This is a genomic window from Phyllobacterium sp. (assembly GCF_037994425.1).
GTDB lineage: Bacteria > Pseudomonadota > Alphaproteobacteria > Rhizobiales > Rhizobiaceae > Phyllobacterium.
Genome location: NZ_JBBNAM010000409.1, coordinates 1 through 1,190, shown reverse-complemented (window position 1 = coordinate 1,190; position 1,190 = coordinate 1). Strand labels below are relative to the sequence as shown.

General features: G+C 63.6%; 1 protein-coding gene and 1 tRNA gene. One reads left to right on the top strand and one right to left on the bottom strand.

Annotated elements, in window-relative coordinates:
- Nucleotides 1-1,060: recombinase family protein (locus AAAB35_RS26995; protein ID WP_340671413.1), on the top strand; the 1,060-nt coding region annotated here is incomplete at its 5' end.
- 3 nt (nucleotides 1,061-1,063) lie between these two features.
- Here AAAB35_RS26995 and AAAB35_RS26990 read toward each other — a convergent pair.
- Nucleotides 1,064-1,140 (bottom strand) — tRNA-Met (locus AAAB35_RS26990).
- Nucleotides 1,141-1,190 lie beyond the last annotated feature (50 nt).

Sequence of the window (1,190 nt, the reverse complement as noted above, 5' to 3'; positions counted from 1 at the left end):
TTCGAGCGCGACAACGACGCCCGAGCACCACCATCCGCCGCCTCAACAAGCGGGGCGCAAACGTCATGACCGCAACCCGCCCGTTACGCACCATTCCTGCCCAGCGACCTCATCGTCGCCGGAAGGCCTCCTCAACAATGAACTCTATATAGGCCGCCTGGTCTGGAACCGCCTGCGCTATGTCAAGGATCCGAGCAGCGGCCGTCGGGTGTCCCGCGGCAATCCACCGGAAAGCTGGATCATGGAAGACGTTCCGGATCTAAGGATCGTCGACGACGCGTTGTGGGACAAGGTCAAAGCACGCCAGAAGGAGATCGACGCCTCTCCCAGGGTCGAGGGAATCAAGAGGAGCCGGTTCTGGGAACGGCGTCGAGCGCAGCACATACTGACCGGCCGCGGCTTCTGCGCGGCGTGCGGTGGCGCCTTCGCGGCCGTTGGGCGAGACTACCTGGCCAGCAGCAACGCCCGCAAGCTTGGCACCTGCGATCAGCGCAAGTCTCTGCGCCGCAGTGTCCTCGAAGATCTTGTCCTGGGCTTCATCCGCGATCGGCTGATGCAGCCCGATGCCGTGAAGGCGTTCATTTCCTCCTACCACCAGGAGATCAATGCCGGTCGCGACGAGATAGCGGCTCAAAGGGCTCGCCGAGAACGAGAACTGGCCGCCGTCCAGTCAAAGCTCGACGGGCTCTATGATGCCGTCGCCAACGGCCTACGCACTCCAGGCCTGCTCGCCAGGATGGAGGCGTTCGAAGCGGACACGGCGCGCCTTGAAGGAACGATCGCCGAGCCACCACCCTCCCCGGTCCGCCTGCATCCCAATCTCGCCGAAGTCTACCGGAAGCAGGTGATCGCGCTGGGCGAGGCCCTGTCCGACCCACTGATCCGCGACGAGGCGATCGCCATCCTGCGCAACCTGATTGCGCGCGTCGACATCGGCCACGACTGCGAGGGCTGGCAAATCGATCTCCAGGGGGAGATCACGGCTCTCATCGCCCTTGGGATGCGGTCGGACAAAAAAAGCCCCAGCCAGGGTTCCCGGCTTGGGCGTTGTGTTCGGTAAAAGTGGTTGCGGGGACAGGATTTGAACCTGTGACCTTCAGGTTATGAGCCTGACGAGCTACCGGGCTGCTCCACCCCGCGTCACCAAGATACGGCGCGCTTGCCGCTGCAGCGCGGATTTCTCCGTTTGT